Genomic DNA, 20,323 nt, shown 5'->3' on the forward strand with positions numbered 1-20,323 from the left:
AAAGAGGGAACAATGCCTGACAACAAAATCATCGGCATCGACATCGGGGGGACGTTCACCGACTTCGTCTCCTACGATGCGGCAACGGGCACAATCGAAAACTGGAAGAACCTGACGACGCCCTCCGAACCGATCGAAGGCGTGCTCCAAGGCCTCGGGCAGGTGGAAGACGTCGCCAGTGTCGACAAGATCCGCCTCGGCACGACGATCGCCACCAACGCACTCCTGACGCGCTGCGGCGCCAAGGTCGCCTATGTCACCACGACAGGCTTTCGCGATGTTCCCTTCATCCAGCGCGGCGACCGCCGCAGCCACTACGACATCACCTGGATCAAGACCAAGCCGCTGATGAAGCGCGCCGACACCTACGAGATCGGCGGCCGTTTCAGCGCCAAGGGCGAGCAGGTCACGCCGCTTGACGAAGCCGCTGTCCGCGAACTCGCCGCGACGATCAAGGCGGACGGCACGATCGAAGCCATCGCCATTTGCACCCTGTTCTCCTATATCGACCCGAGCCACGAGCAGCGCATCCGCGATATCCTTGCGGAAGAACTGCCCGGCATGCCGATCTCGATTTCCTACGAGGTGCTGCCGAAGTGGAAGGAATACGACCGCGCTTCGACCACCATCGCCGACGCCTACCTGAAGCCCATCGTCTCCGACAATTTCCACCGCATGCAGAAGCGCCTCGACGCCATCGGCATCGGCGACAGGATCGGCGTGATTAAGTCGAACGGCGGTGAATCCACCCTGAAGGGGGCTGCCGAAGCGCCGGTGCAGATGACGCTCTCCGGCCCGACCGGCGCCGTCGTCGCCACCCGCGTTCTCTCCGAACTGACAGGCATCAAGAACCTCGTCACCTTCGACATGGGCGGCACCTCGACGGATTGCTCGACCGTCGTCGACGGCATGGAGCATGTAACGACCAATTTCGAGATCGAATGGGGCCTGCCGATCCAAATCCCGATGATCGACATCCACACGATCGGCGCCGGCGGCGGCTCGATTGCCTGGATCGACAAGGGCGGCATGCTGCGCATGGGCCCGCAATCGGCCGGCGCCGCACCGGGACCCGCCTGCTACGGCCGCGGCGGCGAGAATGCCACCGTGACCGATGCGAACGTCGTGCTCGGCCGCATCAACCCGGACTACTTCCTCGGCGGCAAGATGAAGCTCGATGCCGAGGCGGCACATCGCGCGGTCAAGAAGATCGCCGACCAGCTCGGCCTTGAGGTCGATGCGGCGGCCTTCGCCATGGTGCAGATCGCCAACAACAACATGCTGGGCGCGCTGCGTGCCGTCCTTTTGCAGCGCGGTCTCGATCCGCGCGATTTCTCGCTCGTCGCTTCGGGCGGCGCGGGTCCGGTGCATATCTGTGACCTGATGGATATTTCCGGCATTCCGCAGGGCATCGTGCCGAACTATCCCGGCCAGTTCTCGGCCTTCGGCTTCATCATGACGGACGCCCGCGTCGACCGGCATCGCACGGTGCAGCAGATCTCGAAATATTTCGACGGTGCCCGCGCCACGGCGGCGATGACGGAACTGGTGGATGGCGCGATCGCCGAGCTGGTTTCCCAGGGCTACCAGCAGAAGGTGGAGATCTACCGTTCCATCGAAGCACGCTATTTCGGCCAGAACCACGAGCTGGAACTGAGTTTTCCTGCCAACCAATTCACCGAGGAAACCATCGCAAGCCTTTGGGAACGCTTCCACGAGGAGCACCAGAACCGCTTCGGCTTCTCCATCCCGGGTGAAACCATCGAGACGGTCAATCTCAAGGTCGTGGCCGTTGCCGTTTCCGAAAAGCCGCAGATGCGGGAGCTCGAAAAGGGCGAGGGCACGCCTGCCTCTTCCGGCAGCCGCAAGGTGCGCTTCGAGGACGGCTGGCACGAGGTGAAGACCTACGACCGCGGCACCTTCAAGCAGGGCCAGACTGTCACCGGTCCCGCCATTGTCGAGGAAAACGCGTCCGTCACCATCCTGCAGCCGAAACAGACGCTCCGCGTTGACCGGCTCGGCAATCTGATCATTTCGGCCTGAGGAGTACCGTCATGGACTTCGTTACGATGAACATCCTGGAATCCAGCATGGTCTCGCTCTGCAAGGAGATGGGGATCGTGCTGATGAAGACGTCCTATTCGACGATCTTCAACGAGGCGCTCGATTTCACCTGCGGCCTTGCAGACATGAACGGCGACATGATCGCCGTCGCCGACTATTGCCCGGCGCAGATCGGCGGCATGCCGCTGCTCGTCAAGTCGTGCCTCAAGGAAATCCCGATCGGCGAGATCGAGGAGGGCGACGTCATCCTTCACAACGACCCCTATCGCGGCGGCCTGCACACGCCGGAGCACACCTTCTTCAAGCCGATCTTCGTCGACGGTGAGATCATGGGCTTTGCGGTGGCGATCGGCCATATCGCCGAAGTCGGCGGCATGGCGCCGGGCGGCTTCTGCGGCGAGGCGACAGAAATTTTTCAGGAAGGCCTTCGCATTCCGCCGGTGAAGATCAAGAAGCGCGGCAAGGACAATATCGAGGTCTGGAAGCTGCTGCTCGCCAACGTGCGCACACCGCGCGTCAACTACGGGGATCTGCGCGCCCTCATCGCCGCCGTCGATCTCGGCGAAAAGCAGATGACGCAGATCTACAAGAAGTACGGCAAGGAGAAGATCAAGGAGACCGTCAACGATCTGCTGCTCTATTCGGAACGCCGCATGCGCGCCGAGTTGGAGGCGATCCCCGACGGCGTCTACGCCTTCTCGGATACGATCGAGAGCGACGGCATCGATGCCGACCGCACCTACACGGTCGCCGTGGAAGTACACAAGCGCGGCGGTGAGATCATCGTCGACTATCACGGCTCCTCGCCGCAGGCTTCGGGTCCGATCAACGCCACGCTCGGCGTCGCCACCTCGGCCGCCTACAACGCCGTGCTGCACATGACCGACCCGACCATCCCGCGCAACTCCGGCTGCTTCCGGCCGATCCGCGTGATGGCGCCGCCCGGCACCATCGTCAATGTCGACTTCCCGGCACCGGAAGTCGGCGGCAATACCGAGACACATCCGCGCATCGTCGGCACGATCCTCGGCGCCATGGCGCCGGCCGTGCCCAACCGGGTGATGGCGGCGGAAGGGGCGACGCACTGCAACTTCGTCTTCGGCGGCGTCGATGCGGATACGGGCGAGTATTTCGCCTGCTACGACCTCGAAGCGGTGGGCTGGGGAGGCCGCGCCTTTGCCGATGGCAATGACGGCGTCGATTCGATCAACGGCAATTGCCGCATCACGCCGGTCGAAGTCTACGAGACGCGCTTCCCCTGGCGCATCGAAAGCCTTGCCTTCAACGTCGATGCCGGCGGTGCCGGCGAGTTCCGCGGCGGCGTCGGCTATTCCAAGCAGATGCTGTGCCTCAACGACGAGATCGTCTGCTCGCAGATGACCGATCGCCACCTGCTCGCCCCCTGGGGCCTCAACGGCGGTACGGAAGGCGGCGTCGGCGCGACGCTGGTCATGAAGAACGGCCGCGAGGACTGGCAGACGATGCGCGAAGCCTACGGCAAGGCCTCGACCAGCCGCTACTCCAACGTCTCGATCCGCCGCGGCGACCGCGTGCGGCTCGTCACGCCCGGCGGCGGCGGCTACGGCGAACCGGCAAAGCGCGACCCGGCAGCGGTGGCAGAGGATGTCCGCGAGGGCTACGTCTCCAAGGCGGCCGCCCAGAAACACTACGGTTACCAGGAGGCCTGAGACCATGAAGTTTTCGCTGAACGGACTTTACATCGAAAGCTACACGAAATGCGCCAATTGCGGCGTGCTGATCTACGAGGCCTCGGCCGAGGATTCCGCCCGCAAGAAGGTGCATGACGGGAGCATTTATTGCTCCGAGGAATGCGTCGACTGGAAGCTTGCCCGGGACGCCCGCCGCGCCAAGGCGGCCGTCTAGGAATTGATGCGCCGGCCCCGTCCGAGAGAATGGGGCCGGCCAACTTGAAGCGCCGCGATAGCGCCGCGCCATAACAAACTGTCCAAGGAGACATCCATGTCCACGAACGCTGCCTTCACGGCGCGGCGCGCTGCCGCTATTCCGGCTGGCCTGTCGAAACATCTCGACGTCTATATCGAGAAGGCGGAGAACGCCGAACTGTGGGACGTCGAGGGCAAGCGCTACATAGACTTTGCCGCCGGCATCGCCGTCAACAACACCGGCCACCGCCATCCGAAGGTGGTCGAGCGTGTGCGCAACCAGCTCGACAAGGTCACGCACACCTCGTTCCAGACCACGCCCTATATCGATTATGTCGCGGTCTGCGAGAAGCTGAACGACCTGGTGCCGGGCGATTTCCCGAAGAAGACGTTTCTCGTCTCCACCGGCGCTGAAGCCATCGAGAACGCTGCCAAGATCGCCCGCGCCGCGACCGGCCGCTCGGCCTTCGTGGCCTTTTCCGGCGCCTTCCACGGCCGCACGCTGATGGCGATGACGCTGACCGGCAAGACCACGCCCTACAAGGCCGGCTTCGGTCCGCTGGTGCCTGACGTCTTCCACCTGCCGTTCCCGATTCCCTATCACGGCATTTCCGAGCAGGAATCGCTGACGGCCCTTGATCGCTTCTTCCGCTCCGAGGTCGATCCGACCCGCGTTGCCGGCATTTTCGTTGAGCCGGTGCAGGGCGAGGGCGGTTTCTATCCGGCGCCCGTCACCTTCCTGCGCACGCTGCGCGAAATCTGCGACAAACACGGCATCCTGCTGATCGCCGATGAAATCCAGACGGGTTTTGCCCGCACCGGCAAAATGTTCGCGATGGAACATGCCGGCGTTGCCGCCGATATCGTCACCATGGCGAAGGGGCTCGGCGGCGGGTTTCCGATCGCCGCCGTCACCGGCCGCGCCGACATCATGGACAAGATCCCGATGGGCGGTGTCGGCTCCACCTTCGCCGGCAATCCGCTCTCCTGCGCGGCCTCGCTCGCCGTGATGGAGATCATCGAGGAGGAGAAACTAATCGACCGCGCCAACGAGGTCGGCAGCCGGCTGAAGGCGGTCTTCGAAGACTGGCAGGAGGGCAACGAGTTTGCCTGCATCGGCGAGGTGCGCGCCCTTGGCGCCATGGTGGCGATCGAGTTCGTGCGCGATCGCGAGACGCGCCAGCCCTGGCCGGAGCTGGTGAAGGCCATCACGCATACCGCCGCCGAAAAGGGCCTGCTGCTGCTTTCCTGTGGGGTACACGGCAATGTCGTGCGCGTGCTGACACCGCTGACGATCCCCTTCGACCATCTCGACGAAGGCATCGCCATCCTGAAGGACAGCCTGCGGGCGGCGCTGGAAAAGGTGGAGGCCGGGCAATGACGCTCGCGCTGCTGCATGACCGCGCCTTCATCGATGGTGAGTGGGTGGGTGCGGATGGGGGCGCGACCTTCGAAGTGCGCAATCCGGCGACGGGGGAGGTTCTCGCCCGCGTCGCCGATCTCGCTGCTGCCGACGTCGAGCGCGCGATCCTTGCCGCCGAACGCGCGCAGGTGGACTGGCGTGAGCGCCCGGCCAAAGAACGGGCCAAGCTGCTGCGCGCCTGGTTCGACCTGATCACCGTCCATACGGAAGACCTTGCCCGGCTGATCACCGCCGAGCAGGGCAAGCCGCTCTATGAGGCGCGGGGCGAGGTGGCTTTCGGCGCCTCCTTCGTCGACTGGTTTTCCGAAGAGGCGAAACGCGTCTATGGCGACGTCATCCCGTCGGCCGGGCGCGACCGGCGTTTTGTCGTGCTGAAACAGCCGATCGGTGTCTGCGCCGCCATTACGCCCTGGAATTTTCCGCTGGCGATGATCACCCGCAAGGCGGCGGCAGCGCTTGCCGCCGGCTGCACCATGGTCGTCAAACCCTCCGAGGAAACGCCGCTGACAGCGCTCGCGATAGTCGAGCTTGCCCGGCAGGCCGGCATTCCCGCCGGCGTGCTCAACATCGTGCCGTCGAAGGACGCCGCCGGCATCGGCCGCCTGCTCTGCGAGCATCCGGTCATCCGAAAACTCTCCTTCACCGGTTCAACCGCCGTCGGCAAGTTGTTGATGCGGCAGTGCTCTGACACGCTGAAAAAGCTGTCGCTGGAGCTCGGCGGCAATGCGCCCTTCATCGTCTTCGACGACGCCGACCTTGACCTCGCCGTTGCCGGCGCCATCGCGTCAAAGTTCCGCAATTCCGGCCAGACTTGCGTCTGCACCAACCGCATCTATGTGCAGGACGGTATCCATGATGCCTTCGTGGCGAAGCTGACGGAAGAAGTCGCGAAGCTGAAGGTCGGAGACGGTGCTGCGCCGGAGGTGGTGCAGGGCCCGCTGATCAATACCAAGGCCGTCACGAAGGTGGCGGAACTGATCGGTGACGCCGTTGGCCATGGCGCCCATGTCGAAACCGGCGGCAAGCCGCATGCACTCGGCGGCACCTGGTTCGAGCCGACGGTGCTGAGCGGCATGCAGGCCTCGATGCGGCTCGCGCAGGAAGAAGCTTTCGGCCCGGTCGCCCCGGTCTTCCGCTTCAAGGACGAAGCCGAAGTCATCCGCCTCGCCAACGACACGCGCTACGGCCTGATGGCGTATTTCTACGCGCGCGACGTCAACCGCATCTGGCATGTGCTCGAAGAGCTGCAATTCGGCATGGTCGGCATCAACGAAGGCCTGATCTCCACCGAACTCGCTCCCTTCGGCGGTATCAAGGAAAGCGGTTTTGGTCGCGAAGGCTCCAAATATGGTATCGAGGAATATGTGGAGCTGAAATATGCCTGCTTTGGCGGGCTGAAGAGGGCATAGCCAGATGTCGGAAGTAGCGGATCGCAAGGTCGCATTGATCGTCGGAGCCTCGCGCGGCCTTGGGTTGGGCTTGGCGAAAGCCTTTCTTGCCAAGGGCTGGGACGTCGTTGCGACCGTGCGCGACGCTCGCGGTCGCTTGGCGCTCGATGCGTTGGCGGCCGGGGATCGGTTGTCGATCCTGATGCTCGATATCATGGTCGCCGACGATATCGCGCGGGTGCGACGCGAACTCGACGGGCGAGTGCTGGACGCGCTTTTTATGAATGCCGGTATTGCCCGGGATCCGGCTGCAGCCGTCGAGGATGCGCCCGTCGAGGACTTCGTCGACGTGATGCTCACCAATGCACTCGCGCCGCTGCGCGTCATCGCCGCACTGCACGATCAGGTGAAACCGGCAGGCGTGGTGGCCGCCATGTCGTCCAGCATGGGCAGCGTCAGCGGCAATGCCGGTGGCGCCTGGGAGATCTACCGCGCCAGCAAGGCGGCCCTCAATCAGTTGATGAAGAGCTTTGCCGCCCGCCACGCCGATGGCCGGACCTATCTTGCCGTTTCGCCCGGCTGGGTGCGCACCGATATGGGTGGCGACGCTGCGCCTTTGGACATCGAAACCAGTTCGGCTGGTATCGTCGAGACCCTGGTCGCTCGCGCAGGCACGGGCGGGGTACATTTTGTCGATTTCAACAACAAGATCGTGGCTTGGTAGCAAGTTCCGAGAGGCGGATCCTGCGCGTTTGCACGACCTGAGAGTTGGGTTCTTCGCTGGAGATCTTGCCAGGTGATTTGCCTTTGCCGTGGGTGGCGGGCGGGGTCGCCTACGGGATCCGCAACGGTTTGTAGCGGAAGCTCCTGGAAGAAAAGGCTGCAAGGAGCGGTGGGCCCACAGGCTTTTTCGGCTTGAACCCTACGCCAGCGAATATTGAAATCATGGATGCCCGAAGAACGGCTCAGCCGAGATCCCAATCGCCGTTCGAAGCACCACCGCGGACGACAATACACTGCAATTGCCAAGTGCGGCTGCCTCTGCGGCAACCAAGGGTGGCACGGTAGGCGCCGCGTTCGTAAAAATCCCGATGACGACGGCAAGCCAGAGCGCTCTAAGAAATCCGGCAGCATGGCTACGTTGCCGCGTTGCCGGAATCCAACACAGGCCTAATATAGGTAGTGTCGTTCAATAATGTCCGGAGCCAGTCGTGAAAAATCCGTATGAGGTTCTCGGCGTGTCGTCCACTGCGACGGCGGCCGAGATACAGAGTACCTACCGCAAGCTTGCCAAGAAGCTGCACCCGGACCTTAATCCGGGTGACAAGGCGGCGGAGGAAAAATTCAAGGAGGTCGCCGGCGCCTACGATCTCCTCGGCGACACCGACAAGCGCAAGCGCTTCGATGCCGGCGAGATCGATGCCTCCGGCGCCGAGCGACCTCCGCGCCAGAGCTACTACCGTGATTACGCCGGCGCCCAGGCTGAGCATCCCTACGCGGATGCTTCCGGCTATGCCGACTTTATGGACGGCGACGACATCTTTGCCGATCTTCTTCGCCGTGGGCAGAAGGCTCGGGCGAACCGCCCCGGCGAGGACAGGCACTACCATCTTGAGATTGGGTTCGCCGATTCCATCGCCGGCGCCACCCGGCGCATCACCCTGCCGGACGGCAGTACGCTTGACGTGAAGATCCCGCCAGGCCTCGTCAGCGGTCAGACGATCCGGCTCAAGGGCAAGGGTGCGCCGGGTTTCGGCACGGGCGGTCCGGGCGATGCCTTGATCGAGGTTGAGGTCCTGTCCGATCCCCGCTTTACCCGCGATGGCGACGATATCACGATCGAACTGCCCATCTCGCTGAGCGAAGCGGTGCTTGGTGGGCGCGTACGCGTTCCGACCGCCACCGGCGCCGTCGTCATGGCCGTGCCGAAAGGATCCAATACCGGCTCGCGGCTCCGGCTGAAGGGCAAGGGTGCACCGAAACGCGGCGGCGGCTTCGGCGACCAGTTCGTCAAGCTGAAGGTTGTCCTGCCGAACCCGCCTGATCCCGAGCTTGAAGCCTTCATTGCCGGCTGGGAAAAGGGCAAGTCGTTCAATCCGCGTGAGGAGGGCTGACCATGGTCATGACCAGAGAGGAATTCCTGAAAACCTCCGGCCTCCAGGTGACGGTGCTGGAACTTTGGATCGAACAGGAGTGGCTGGTGCCGGAGAAGACACCATCAGGCCCGTGCTTCCGGGAAATCGATGTCGCCCGCGCACGGCTGATCGGCGAACTACAGTCGGGCATCGGTGCGAATGATGCGGGCATCGACGTGATCCTGCATCTCATGGACCAGCTGCACGGCATGCGCCGGGCCCTCGATGAGCTGCGGCGCGAAATGGGCAAGCCGGACGTCTGACGGTGAAGCGCGCAGATCTGGCCATGTCGGCGCAGGCGGCAATCTTCATCGCCGGCAAGGATGGCGCAGACGCATTTTCGGCCGGAATGGTGTCGCCGATATCCAGTTTGCATGCCTTGCCTCGAAGTGCTGGAGGAGCGCGCGATCGGGCCTGGGCGCCAGCTGCGACGGGCTGGTGGAGAGGGATGGGATTCCGTCAGGGGTGCCCCTTTGAAACAGGCGGTCCAGCGCTATGTACCAGATCCACTGGCAGAATTGATGCTTCTCGATGGCACGCTCTACCCTGCGTATTTTTGCTATCGGGAGCGACCTTACCTTCAGGATGAGTTCGTCATGGTCTGATTGGCGTCAAAGCAAAGGAGAAGGACATGAGCGACAAGGTCAAGGAAGACATGGAAGTGATCGGCGCGGACGGCGTGCACGTCGGGACTGTCGACCGTGTGGAAGGCAACCGTATCAAGCTCAAGAAGAGCGATAGCTTCGGTCGCCACGAGGGCCACCACCACTTTATCGAGATGGGTTTCGTGGCGGGTGTCGAGGGCGACAAGGTGCGGCTGGCGGCCAATGCCGATATCGCGGTGACATTGGAAGAGGAGAAATCCGGCCGCCCAGTCGATCTCTGACCAGTTCAGGGGCGGCCTTTTTCTCCGGTCACGCCCGTCTTCAGCCCTTGCCGAATGGATTCCGTATGGATGCAGTCCTTTCCTCCGTCGTCCCGCAACCGGTCGCCACGCGCCTGACAAAGGCAGCAATCTTTCTTGTCGTGACCCTCGAACCGGGCCGTGAGGCCGAAAGCGCCGTGCGCAAGCTCTGCGCCGATCTCTCGGGCCTTCTGCGCGCCGTTGGCTTTCGTGACCTTGAAGGCGGGCTTTCCTGTGTGCTCGGCATCGGCTCGGATGCCTGGGACCGGCTGTTCGGTGCACCTCGTCCGAAAGATCTGCATCCCTTTCGTGAAATCCGTGGACGGCATCATGCCGTAGCCACGCCCGGCGACCTGCTCTTTCATATCCGCGCCACACGCATGGATCTCTGTTTTGAACTGGCAACTCAAGTGATGAACCGGCTGAAGGGCTTCGTCGCCCCGGAGGACGAGGTTCACGGCTTCAGCTATTTCGACGACCGCGACCTTATAGGTTTCGTCGACGGCACGGAAAATCCTGTTGACGCGGCTGCCGTCGTCGCCACCATCATTGGTGCGGAAGACCCGGATTTTGCCGGTGGAAGCTACGTGATCGTGCAGAAGTATCTGCATGATCTCGCCGCGTGGAACCGCGTGCCGGTGGCCGATCAGGAAAGGATCATCGGCCGCGAGAAGCTCTCCGATATCGAGCTCGATGATGACGCCAAGCCGAGCTATGCCCACAATGTTCTCACGTCGATCGAGGAGAACGGCGAGCCCTTGGAAATCCTGCGCGACAACATGCCCTTCGGTGATGTCGGCAAGGGCGAGTTCGGCACCTACTTCATCGGGTATGCGCGCTCGCCGCGGCGGGTCGAGATGATGCTGGAGAACATGTTCATCGGCCGTCCACCCGGCAACTACGACAGGCTGCTCGATTTCAGCCGTGCCGTCACGGGCACGCTGTTCTTCATTCCCTCCGCTTCGTTCCTCGATGCGGTGACACCAGATGCCGCACCCGTGCCTGCTGCTGAGGTACAGCTGGAAGCGGATCAACCACCGTCCCGCCGCGATGGATCGCTCGGCATCGGCTCTCTCAGGAAAGGGGCTTCCCATGAATAACCTGCACCGTGAACTTGCGCCGGTTTCCGAGGCCGCCTGGGCCGCAATCGAGGAAGAGGCGACACGCACGCTGAAGCGCCATCTCGCCGCCCGCCGGGTTGTCGACATGGTTGGTCCTTCCGGGCTTGGCCTCTCGGCGGTCGGCACGGGTCATGTCGAGCCGGTCACGCCACCGGCCGAAGGCGTGCAGTCGGTGAAGCGCGAGGTCAAGGCGCTGGTCGAGCTTCGTGTCCCCTTTCAGCTCTCGCGCAGCGCCATCGACGATGTGGAGCGCGGCGCGCTCGACAGCGACTGGTCGCCCGTCAAGGAAGCCATGCGCAAAATCGCCCATGCCGAGGACCGGGCCGTGTTCGACGGCTACGCTGCCGCCGATATCGAGGGGATTCGCGCCGCCGCAAGCAATCCCGCCGAGCCACTTCCCACGAACGTGAAGCGCTATTCCGATGCGGTGGCGCGGGCGGTCGGCCAGCTTCGCCTTGCCGGTGTGGAAGGCCCTTACGCGCTCGTTCTCGGTGGTGATGCCTATATGGCTGCAAGCGGTGGCAGCGACGACGGCTACCCGGTCTTCCACCATATCGAGCGGATCGCCGACGGAGGGATCATCTGGGCACCGGCCATCGAAGGTGGGCTTGTCCTGTCGCTGCGCGGCGGCGATTTCGAATTGACCGTCGGGCAGGACTTCTCGATCGGCTATCTCAACCACTCCGCCATCACCGTCGATCTCTACGTCCAGGAGAGCTTTACCTTCCGCACGCTGACAACAGAGGCCGCCGTGGTGCTCTCGCCGGAGTAACGCAACGATAAGCGTCCCGCTGGCGGGCAGGAATACGACAACAAACGGGAGACCTGGAAATGAACAAGCCCTTTTTCCTGGCATCGGAAAACACTTTCGCCAGACGGTTGCTCGGCAATGCGGGGATCACCGTTGATGTCATGGCAGCCGATGTCGATGATCGTGCACTGGAGGCGCCACTGGAAGAAACAGGCGCATCAGCCGAGGATGTCGCCCTCGTTCTGGCGGAGGCCAAGGCGACGGAGGCAAGCGGACGGCAACCAGGCCTCCTCTTCCTCGGTTGCGAACAAGTCTTCTCGCTGGATGACGAGATCTTGCATGTGCCTGCGAACATGGAGGAAGCACGACGCCGCCTTCTCCTGCTTTCCGGCAAGACGCACCAGATCCATGTGGCCGTCGTGTTGGCCCGGGATGGCCAGGTGCTGTGGCGCCATGCTGGTGTCGCGAGCATCACACTGTTGAAGCTCGATCCCGGCTTTATCGGCCGTTACATGGCGCAAGTCGGCGCGGATGGGCTGCAGAGCGCCAATCTCTGCCGGGTCGACGGAGAGGGGATCCAGCTCGTCGATAGGATCGAGGGCGACTTCCTCACCGCCGCCGGGGTTCCGATGCTGCCCTTGCTTGCCGAACTGCGTCGGATCGGCGCCGTCGATTTTTGAAGCAGCCCGGTGCGATTCGGAGCGGCCAGTCCCTGGCACCAATCCCTTGCCGCGCCGTTTGCGAGAGAGAATCTCAATGACAGTTGTGACATCCGAACGCCTCAGTCGCGACATGCAATCCTCGGCGCGCAGGCTCGTCGAACAGGTTGGGCTCGTTCCCCAATCGCAAGACCAGCCGTTGAATGCGAACGATCTTCTCTTTTATCTCAGTGAAACATCGATGCCGATGGCAGGTTTTCTGCAGGAGCAGGGCCTGTTCGTCGATGGAGAGGGCCTGCATTTCGATCCGGCGCAGTTTCCGAAAATTCGTGCCATCGCTGAAACGGTGATCAGCGAATACAAAGCCGGGAACCGTGACGACCTCTGGGCGCGGTTCGATCTTTCCGAGGAGGAGGATGTCGACGGCAACGGGACCTATTTTCTGATCGTGCTCGCCGCGCTTGATCTCCTTTATGGTTCCGCCGCATGATGTTCATGGTCTTGCACATCGTGGTTGTGGCGGCGGCGGCCGTTCACATCCTCTTGCGACCGCATCGGCAACCGGAATCGCGTGCTGCCTGGCTCGTCCTTGTGCTGCTGCTCCCGTATGTCGGCGCGCTGGTCTATCTTCTCGTCGGGCAGACGAATGTCGGTCGCAGGCGGGTGGAGCGACTGAAGGCCGCCTTCCGTAAGCTGCCGCCTCCGGAGACGGCGCCGGGCTGGCCGTCGGCGTCACAGGTGCAGAACCAGCACGCCGCGCTCTTTGCCGTCGGGCGCTCGATCAGCGGCTATGCGCCAACCGGAGGCAACAGCGCCCGACTGATGGAGGACTCGGATGCCGCCATCAGAGCGTTGGTCGCGGATATCGATGCGGCGGTCGACCATGTCCACCTTCTCTTCTACATCTGGCTCGCCGACCGTAACGGCACGGCGGTCGCTGAGGCGGTGCAAAGGGCGGCGCGTCGCGGGGTCGCCTGTCGCGTTCTCGTCGATGATCTTGGCTCACGTGCGCTCGTGCGTGGCCCGCTCTGGCGCGATATGGCGGGAGCGGGTGTAGAGGTCCGCCGGGCGTTGGTGATCGGCAATCCGCTTTTGCGCGCCCTCACTGGCCGCATCGACTTGCGCAACCACCGCAAGATCGCCGTCATCGACAACCGCATCACCTATTGCGGCAGTCAGAACTGCGCTGATCCCGAATTCCTGCCCAAAGCAAGATTCGCGCCCTGGGTCGATGTGCTGATGCGTTTCGAAGGGCCGGTGGTACGGCAGAACCAGCATCTTTTCGCCAGCGACTGGATGGGCAATGGCGGCGGCGACATCGGGCACCTCCTACGCCAGCAGATGGTGGATACGAAACCTGGTTTTACCGCCCAGGTGGTCGCCACCGGCCCCACATTCCGAAATTCCGCGATGCCGGAAATGTTCGAGACCTTGATCTATGCCGCAAAGCGTTCGCTCTTCGTAACGACACCCTACTACGTACCGGATGCTGCCATGCAGGCCGCACTTTGCGCCTGCGCCAACCGGGGTGTCGAGACGACCATCATCTTTCCCGCGCGCAATGATGACTTCGCCGTTGCGGCGGCAAGCCGCAGCTATTATCTCGACCTTCTCCAAGCAGGCGTGACGATTTTCGAATACGAGGCCGGGCTGCTCCATGCCAAGACCCTGACCATGGATGGCGCCATCTCGCTGATCGGCTCGGCGAATATGGACCGGCGCAGCTTCGATCTCAACTACGAGAACAACATCCTTCTCGAAGATGTCGACCTGACAACAACCTTGCGCGCCCGGCAGGAGGCCTATCTCGAGCGATGCCGGCAGATCCTGCCGGAGGAGGTGGGACGCTGGTCTGTCTGGAAGCGCCTGAGGAACAACGGCCTCGCCATCGTCGGACCCGTTTTATAGCCTCGGTGGAGATGTGTGCCTCGTTGCCCTTTCGGCGGTATTGCCGTCCCCCGGTTTCCGGAGCGGTTGTGACAAGCGCTTCAGGTCGCTAGGCCCCGCCTTCCTCGATCTTCGGCAGGAACCAGGCGAGGAGCCCTGCGAGCGGCAGGAACGAGCAGATGGCATAGACCGTTTCGACGCCATAGCGGTCGGCGAGAATCCCGAGGAGGGCAGCGGCGATACCGCCAAGTCCGAAGTTCAGGCCGTAAAACAGTCCTCCGATCAACCCGATGCGATGTGGCAGCAGCTCGATTGCATAGATCAGGATCGATGCGAAGGCACTGGCCATGATCAGGTTGATCATCACTGTCAGCACGCCCGTCCAGAACAGATCGGCATAAGGCAGCATCAGTGTCAGAGGAAGCGGCCCGAGGACAGAGATCCAGATGATGCGGTAGCGCCCGATGCGGTCGCCGACGATGCCGCCGACAAGCGCGCCGACGGCCGAGGCGAGCAGGAAGATGAACAGCATCATCTGCGCGGCCGGGATGGAAAGGCCGAACCTCTCCATGAGATAGAAGATGTAGAACGACTTGAAGCTTTCGCCGTAGGCGTTCTTGGTGAACATGAGTGCCGTGAGGACGACGAGGCCGATGGCGATCGTCGCGGGCGCATGGCGTGCCGCTCCGCCCGCCTTCTTTACACCTATCCGCATTGCCGCGAACTCGGCACTGATCTGGCGCTGTTTGCTGCCGATCCAGGCCAGAAGCGTCATGGCGAGCAAGGCAAGGGCGGCGAACCAGGCGAGGCTCGGCTGCCCCAACGGCACGATGATCAATGCTGCAAAGACCGGGCCGAGCGCGCCTCCGGCCTGACCGCCAACCTGGAAGAGACCCTGGGCCAACCCCTGCCGGCCGCCGGCCGCATAGCGCGCCATACGGGTCGCCTCAGGGTGGAATATGGATGATCCGATGCCGATCAGCGCCACCGAGACAAGAATTATCGCATAGCTGTGGGCGAATGCGAGACTCACGAGTCCGGAAAGGGTGAACATCATGCCCACGACAGGCGAATAGGGTGCGGGGTGCTTGTCGGTCACCATGCCGATGACCGGCTGCAGCAGCGATCCGGCAATCTGGAAGGTCATGGTGATCAGGCCGATTTGCACGAAATCGAGCGCGTACGCATCCTTCAGGATTGGGTAGGCAGCCGGAATCAGCGACTGCATCAGATCGTTGAGGAGATGGGTTAGCCCCAAAACCACAAGAACTGCGAGGTGCGTCCTCGGCTGCGTCGTGGGCGTGCGGATGGCGACGGTCATATCTGCATTCGAGACCGTTCGGATGCGGTGGTCGAACGCCGTGGCGACGTCCATGAACCATACGCATCCGAGGTCGTCATCGAATAGCGCGCGCTCTTAGAGCGTTTGAACGTTTTCAGCCTTCGATTTGCCGGTCTTGCGATCCTGGCCGATGTCGTAGCTGACCTTTGCGCCATCCCGCAGCGGGCCGCCGGACTGTACCGCAGATATGTGAACAAACACGTCTGCTCCGCCATTGTCGGGGGTGATGAAGCCGAAGCCCTTGTCCTGATTGAAAAACTTAACCGTTCCGGTAGCCATGGTATCCTCAGTGATCGAGCGGCACCTTGCCGCAGCAGGAGCTTATTCGTCGTACGCTGGTCCGGCAACCGCTTATTCACGCTGGAATGGTGTCTGTGGAAATCTAGGCCTGGAAAAGTGCTCGCGACGAAGGGCTTTCGCCATCCGTCATGGGGATAACTTGCGTTTCGCAACCGAGCGATCGAGCTAACTGTTGACGGCGGAATTGCGTCCTATACCATATTTAGTGTTCGAGGTTCCTCCGATTCGAGAGAGTCGGAGGCTAAGACGGGAATCCGGTGTGGCCATGATGGCTGCGTCAATCCGGAGCTGCCCCCGCAACTGTAAGCGGCGAGCATACGTTCGACAAAGCCACTGAGGCGCAAATGCCTTGGGAAGGCGGACGGATGCCGCGACCCGCAAGCCAGGAGACCTGCCTCGTTCATGAACGTCCACGGGCGGGGTGTCCGGCAGGCGAGCGATGGGTTGTGGAATGATGCCGCCCCGCCGTCTCCCCAGATGCTCCGTATGAATAGCTTCGGGGTGAAGTCATGTCGAATTTGTTTCCAGTGCCTCCGCGCGAGTAAGCGGCGCCCCGCGTCCGGCCGTCCTTGAGGGCCGCCGTCTATCCTATTTTCAGTTCACGAACGGTCATCGGCGGATGACCGAACGCCTCTCCATGCCCAATCGCCAGAATATGAGGAAACCATGCCGATCACCGTTTACTCCAAGCCCGCCTGCGTTCAATGCTCAGCGACCACCCGCGCGCTCGACCGCCACGGCATCGATTACAGTGTCGTCGATATCTCCGAGAATGCAGATGCCTTCGCGCTCGTGCAGGGCCTCGGCTACCGTCAGGTTCCCGTCGTCGTTGCCGGTGAGCAGCATTGGGCCGGTTTCCGCCCTGATATGATCAGCGCACTGGCCTGAGGGCGGGGCGATGGGTGAGCTCGTCTATTTCTCCTCCCGGTCGGAAAACACCCATTGCTTCGTGCAAAAGCTCGGCCTCCCGGCCTCCCGCATTCCCCTTCGCGCCGACGAGGCGCTGAGGGCGCGCGCGCCCTTCGTCCTCGTCGTGCCGACCTATTGCGGCCAGGATGGCAAAGGCGCCGTTCCCAAGCAGGTGATCCGCTTCCTCAATGATGCGGAAAACCGCGCGAACCTTCGCGGCGTGATTGCCGCGGGCAACAGCAATTTCGGGGCGACCTTCGGGCTCGCCGGCGACGTCATCTCCGCCAAGTGCGGTGTGCCGTATCTCTACCGCTTCGAGCTTCTCGGCATGGATGAGGACGTCGACAACGTCAGACAGGGACTGGAACGATTTTGGACACGATGACGCTCGAGAAACCGACGAAGACGCCGGAAATCACCGCGCTGGACTATCATGCGCTGAACGCGATGCTGAACCTTTACGATGAGGATGGAAAAATCCAGCTCGACAAGGACCGGCAGGCGGCAAAGCAATACTTCCTCCAGCACGTCAACCAGAACACGGTCTTCTTCCACAATCTCAGGGAAAAGCTCGATTATCTGGTGACCGAAGGGTACTACGAGCAGGAGGTGCTCGACCAGTATTCCTTCAACTTCGTACGCGATCTCTTCGACCACGCCTATGACAAGAAGTTCCGATTCCCGACCTTCCTCGGCGCGTTCAAGTACTACACGTCCTATACGCTGAAGACCTTCGACGGAAAGCGCTACCTTGAGCGCTACGAGGACCGCGTCTGCATGGTGGCGATGACGCTGGCGCGCGGCAGCGAGCAGCTTGCCCGCGATCTCGTCGATGAGATCATTTCTGGCCGTTTCCAGCCGGCAACGCCGACCTTCCTCAATGCCGGCAAGAAACAGCGCGGCGAGCTCGTCTCGTGCTTCCTGTTGCGCATCGAGGACAACATGGAAAGCATCGGCCGCTCGATCAATTCGGCGCTCCAGCTTTCCAAGCGGGGCGGCGGTGTCGCGCTCTCCCTCACCAACCTTCGCGAGATGGGCGCGCCGATCAAGCAGATCGAGAACCAGTCGTCGGGCGTCATCCCTGTCATGAAGCTGCTGGAGGACAGTTTCTCCTATGCCAACCAGCTCGGTGCGCGGCAGGGGGCGGGGGCGGTCTATCTCCATGCCCATCATCCCGACATCCTGCGTTTCCTCGACACCAAGCGCGAGAATGCCGATGAGAAGATCCGCATCAAGACCCTGTCGCTCGGCGTCGTTATCCCCGACATCACCTTCGAGCTCGCTCGCAACAACGATGACATGTATCTGTTCTCGCCGCATGACATCGAACGCGTTTACGGCGTGGCCTTCACCGAGATTTCGGTGACGGAGAAGTACCGCGAGATGGTCGAGGACGGCCGCATCCGCAAGAAGAAGATCAAGGCCCGCGACTTTTTCCAGATCCTTGCCGAGATCCAGTTCGAGAGCGGCTATCCCTACATCATGTTCGAGGACACGGTGAACCGCGCGAACCCCATCGCCGGCCGCATCACCATGAGCAATCTTTGCTCGGAGATCCTGCAGGTAAGTGAGGCGAGCGAATTTAACGACGACCTTTCCTATGCCAGGATGGGCAAGGACATTTCGTGCAATCTCGGCTCGCTCAACATTGCTGCTGCGATGGACTCGCCGGATTTCGGACGAACGATCGAAACCTCGATCCGTGCGCTGACCGCCGTCTCCGAGATGAGCCACATCTCCTCGGTCCCCTCGGTCGAGAAGGGTAACGACGATAGCCACGCCATCGGCCTCGGCCAGATGAACCTGCACGGCTATCTCGCCCGCGAGCGTATCTTCTACGGCTCGGAGGAAGGCATCGACTTCACCAACATCTATTTCTACACGGTGACCTATCACGCCGTCCGCGCCTCCAACCGGCTGGCGGTCGAAAAGGGCGTTAGCTTCAAGGGATTCGAGAACTCGAAATACGCTTCGGGCGAATACTTTGACAAATATACCGAAGCCGAATGGTTGCCGGTGACGGAGAAGGTGCGGGGCATTTTCGAAGAGGCGGGCATTCATATCCCCACGCAGCAGGACTGGCTTGAGCTGAAGGCGGCCGTCATGGACGGCGGCCTCTACAACCAGAACCTCCAGGCCGTGCCGCCGACGGGCTCGATCTCCTACATCAATCACTCGACGTCCTCGATCCATCCGATCGTCTCGAAGATAGAGATCCGCAAGGAAGGCAAGATCGGCCGCGTCTACTACCCGGCCGCCTTCATGACCAACGACAATCTCGACTATTACCAGGACGCCTACGAGATCGGCCCGGAGAAGATCATCGACACCTATGCGGCGGCGACCCAGCATGTCGACCAGGGCCTGTCGCTGACGCTGTTCTTCCGCGACACGGCGACGACCCGCGATATCAACCGGGCGCAGATCTACGCCTGGAAGAAAGGCATCAAGACCATCTACTACATCCGCCTTCGCCAGATGGCGCTGTCCGGCACGGAAGTGCAGGGCTGCGTTTCCTGCGCGCTGTGAGATCGGGGAAGCAAATGAACATCCAAGTGAAGACCAAGGCGCCGAAGGCCGCCGTCGCCATCCGCGCCATCAACTGGAACCGCATCGAGGACGACAAGGACCTCGAGGTCTGGAACCGCCTGACCGGCAATTTCTGGCTGCCGGAAAAGGTGCCGCTCTCCAACGACATTCCCTCCTGGGCGACGCTGAAGCCACAAGAGCAGAAACTCACCATCCGCGTCTTTACCGGTCTGACGCTGCTCGACACAATCCAGAACGGTGTCGGTTCGGTAAAGCTCATGGAGGATGCTGCCACGCCGCATGAGGAGGCGGTGCTTTCCAACATTTCCTTCATGGAGGCTGTACATGCCCGCTCCTATTCCTCCATCTTCTCCACGCTCTGCCTGACGCCCGACGTCGATGACGCCTATCGCTGGTCGGAGGAAAACGAGTTCCTGCAACGCAAATCCGCATTGATCATGGAACAATATACGACGAGCGACCCCTTGAAGAAGAAGGTCGCCAGCGTCTTGCTCGAAAGTTTCCTGTTCTATTCCGGCTTCTATCTTCCGATGTACTGGTCGAGCCGCGCCAAGCTCACCAACACGGCGGACATGATCCGCCTCATCATCCGTGACGAGGCCGTACACGGTTACTACATCGGCTACAAATTCCAGCGCGGACTGGAGCGCCTGAGCATGGAAAAGCGGCAGGAGATCAAGGATTTCGCCTTTGATCTTCTCCTGGAACTTTATGACAACGAGGCGCGATATACCGAGGATCTCTATGACGACGTCGGCCTCACCGAGGATGTGAAGAAGTTCCTGCACTACAACGCCAACAAGGCCCTGATGAACCTCGGATACGAGGCACTTTTTCCGCCGGAAGCCTGCAAGGTGAACCCGGCCATCCTCTCAGCGCTGTCACCGAATGCCGATGAGAACCACGACTTCTTTTCCGGCTCCGGATCGTCCTACGTCATCGGCAAGGCGGTCGCCACCGAAGATGAGGACTGGGATTTCTAAAGG

20 protein-coding genes and 1 riboswitch are annotated in these 20,323 nt (G+C 61.9%); of the genes, 18 read left to right on the forward strand and 2 right to left on the reverse strand.

The window, feature by feature from the left end; translation table 11 throughout:
- Positions 1–12: 12 nt before the first annotated feature.
- From AKG11_RS25675 to cls, 14 genes are all read left to right on the forward strand, one after another.
- Positions 13–2,043 (forward strand): hydantoinase/oxoprolinase family protein, encoded by a 2,031-nt coding sequence (locus AKG11_RS25675; protein ID WP_050745975.1) that lies wholly within the window; start codon positions 13–15, stop codon positions 2,041–2,043.
- A gap of 11 nt (positions 2,044–2,054) precedes the next feature.
- Complete coding sequence (locus AKG11_RS25680; protein ID WP_050745976.1) at positions 2,055–3,752, forward strand: hydantoinase B/oxoprolinase family protein; 1,698 nt, start codon at positions 2,055–2,057, stop codon at positions 3,750–3,752.
- Positions 3,753–3,756: 4 nt separating this feature from the next.
- Positions 3,757–3,948, forward strand: coding sequence for a hypothetical protein (locus AKG11_RS25685; protein ID WP_023513745.1), 192 nt, complete (start codon positions 3,757–3,759; stop codon positions 3,946–3,948).
- Positions 3,949–4,044: 96 nt separating this feature from the next.
- Positions 4,045–5,349, forward strand: coding sequence for a 4-aminobutyrate--2-oxoglutarate transaminase (gene gabT / locus AKG11_RS25690; protein ID WP_050745977.1), 1,305 nt, complete (start codon positions 4,045–4,047; stop codon positions 5,347–5,349).
- On the forward strand, positions 5,346–6,800 hold the full coding sequence (locus AKG11_RS25695; protein WP_050745978.1) for an NAD-dependent succinate-semialdehyde dehydrogenase: 1,455 nt from the start codon (positions 5,346–5,348) through the stop codon (positions 6,798–6,800). Before gabT ends, AKG11_RS25695 begins: the two co-directional genes overlap by 4 nt.
- Positions 6,801–6,804: 4 nt before the next feature.
- Positions 6,805–7,503 (forward strand): SDR family NAD(P)-dependent oxidoreductase, encoded by a 699-nt coding sequence (locus tag AKG11_RS25700; protein WP_050745979.1) that lies wholly within the window; start codon positions 6,805–6,807, stop codon positions 7,501–7,503.
- Between the two features lie 487 nt (positions 7,504–7,990).
- Positions 7,991–8,893 carry a DnaJ C-terminal domain-containing protein gene (locus AKG11_RS25705; protein WP_050745980.1) on the forward strand — a complete coding sequence of 301 codons (903 nt, stop codon included), beginning with the start codon at positions 7,991–7,993 and terminating at the stop codon, positions 8,891–8,893.
- Between the two features lie 2 nt (positions 8,894–8,895).
- A complete protein-coding gene (locus AKG11_RS25710) occupies positions 8,896–9,177 on the forward strand; it encodes a chaperone modulator CbpM (protein ID WP_023516772.1) in 282 nt (93 codons plus the stop codon).
- A 368-nt stretch (positions 9,178–9,545) separates the two neighbouring features.
- Positions 9,546–9,800, forward strand: coding sequence for a DUF2171 domain-containing protein (locus AKG11_RS25715; protein ID WP_024269910.1), 255 nt, complete (start codon positions 9,546–9,548; stop codon positions 9,798–9,800).
- A 65-nt stretch (positions 9,801–9,865) separates the two neighbouring features.
- Positions 9,866–10,918 (forward strand): Dyp-type peroxidase, encoded by a 1,053-nt coding sequence (locus tag AKG11_RS25720; protein ID WP_050745981.1) that lies wholly within the window; start codon positions 9,866–9,868, stop codon positions 10,916–10,918.
- Complete coding sequence (locus tag AKG11_RS25725; RefSeq protein WP_050745982.1) at positions 10,911–11,711, forward strand: family 1 encapsulin nanocompartment shell protein; 801 nt, start codon at positions 10,911–10,913, stop codon at positions 11,709–11,711. The genes AKG11_RS25720 and AKG11_RS25725 overlap by 8 nt, the downstream gene beginning before the upstream one ends.
- 59 nt (positions 11,712–11,770) lie before the next feature.
- A complete protein-coding gene (locus AKG11_RS25730; protein ID WP_050745983.1) occupies positions 11,771–12,370 on the forward strand; it encodes a Maf family protein in 600 nt (199 codons plus the stop codon).
- Between the two features lie 85 nt (positions 12,371–12,455).
- Positions 12,456–12,839 carry a hypothetical protein gene (locus AKG11_RS25735; RefSeq protein ID WP_156334137.1) on the forward strand — a complete coding sequence of 128 codons (384 nt, stop codon included), beginning with the start codon at positions 12,456–12,458 and terminating at the stop codon, positions 12,837–12,839.
- Entirely contained in the window at positions 12,836–14,257 is a 1,422-nt protein-coding gene (gene cls / locus AKG11_RS25740) for a cardiolipin synthase (protein WP_050745985.1), read from the forward strand. Before AKG11_RS25735 ends, cls begins: the two co-directional genes overlap by 4 nt.
- Positions 14,258–14,345: 88 nt before the next feature.
- Here cls and AKG11_RS25745 read toward each other — a convergent pair whose 3' ends face one another.
- Positions 14,346–15,557 (reverse strand): MFS transporter, encoded by a 1,212-nt coding sequence (locus AKG11_RS25745; protein ID WP_050746051.1) that lies wholly within the window; start codon positions 15,555–15,557, stop codon positions 14,346–14,348.
- Between the two features lie 96 nt (positions 15,558–15,653).
- Entirely contained in the window at positions 15,654–15,857 is a 204-nt protein-coding gene (locus tag AKG11_RS25750; protein WP_024269913.1) for a cold-shock protein, read from the reverse strand.
- 216 nt (positions 15,858–16,073) lie between these two features.
- Positions 16,074–16,292, forward strand: a riboswitch (cobalamin riboswitch).
- 252 nt (positions 16,293–16,544) lie between these two features.
- Between AKG11_RS25750 and nrdH the strand changes: the two genes are divergently transcribed.
- From nrdH to nrdF, 4 genes are read left to right on the forward strand one after another with little or no spacing between them, the layout of a single operon-like run.
- A complete protein-coding gene (gene nrdH / locus AKG11_RS25755) occupies positions 16,545–16,766 on the forward strand; it encodes a glutaredoxin-like protein NrdH (RefSeq protein ID WP_050745986.1) in 222 nt (73 codons plus the stop codon).
- 10 nt (positions 16,767–16,776) lie between these two features.
- Positions 16,777–17,172: a class Ib ribonucleoside-diphosphate reductase assembly flavoprotein NrdI gene (gene nrdI, locus AKG11_RS25760; protein ID WP_050745987.1), complete on the forward strand. Its 396-nt coding sequence runs from the start codon at positions 16,777–16,779 to the stop codon at positions 17,170–17,172.
- A complete protein-coding gene (gene nrdE / locus AKG11_RS25765; protein WP_050745988.1) occupies positions 17,160–19,316 on the forward strand; it encodes a class 1b ribonucleoside-diphosphate reductase subunit alpha in 2,157 nt (718 codons plus the stop codon). The genes nrdI and nrdE overlap by 13 nt, the downstream gene beginning before the upstream one ends.
- Positions 19,317–19,330: 14 nt before the next feature.
- Positions 19,331–20,320: a class 1b ribonucleoside-diphosphate reductase subunit beta gene (gene nrdF, locus AKG11_RS25770; RefSeq protein WP_050745989.1), complete on the forward strand. Its 990-nt coding sequence runs from the start codon at positions 19,331–19,333 to the stop codon at positions 20,318–20,320.
- Positions 20,321–20,323 lie beyond the last annotated feature (3 nt).

This window comes from Shinella sp. SUS2, assembly GCF_001262505.1.
In the GTDB taxonomy this organism is placed as follows: Bacteria; Pseudomonadota; Alphaproteobacteria; order Rhizobiales; family Rhizobiaceae; genus Shinella.